The 288-nt window shown below is 60.1% G+C and carries 1 pseudogene; it reads right to left on the minus strand.

The features are described from left to right. Positions 1 to 288 (minus strand): annotated as a pseudogene (locus tag EXE45_RS21895) (RNA-guided endonuclease TnpB family protein); the annotation flags it as partial.

A 288-nucleotide genomic window follows, 5' to 3' on the forward strand; every position in this document is an offset into this window, starting at 1 on the left:
GCGTGTCTTTTTCGGGGACGCGAACGGGCACCCAGACGCTATCCCCGTGTTCCTTCTCGGGGTTGTAGACTGGGAGTTTGAACCACCACGACGAGAGAACAGTGTCTTCGTCGTGTTCGATGGTGATACAGTCGTTACGAAGGACGACGGGTTGGTCGGTGTCCGCTCGCGGGTTCTTGTTCGACCGGACTTTGCCCGCCTGTTGCTTGGTGGCGGAGTAGAGGTTCGCGTCGTCGTCACCGTGAACGGCGTCTTGAAACGCGGTGTACTCGCGTTCGACGAGGCGGG

This window comes from Halorubrum sp. SP9 (assembly GCF_005435015.1).
Classification (GTDB): Archaea; Halobacteriota; Halobacteria; order Halobacteriales; family Haloferacaceae; genus Halorubrum; species Halorubrum sodomense.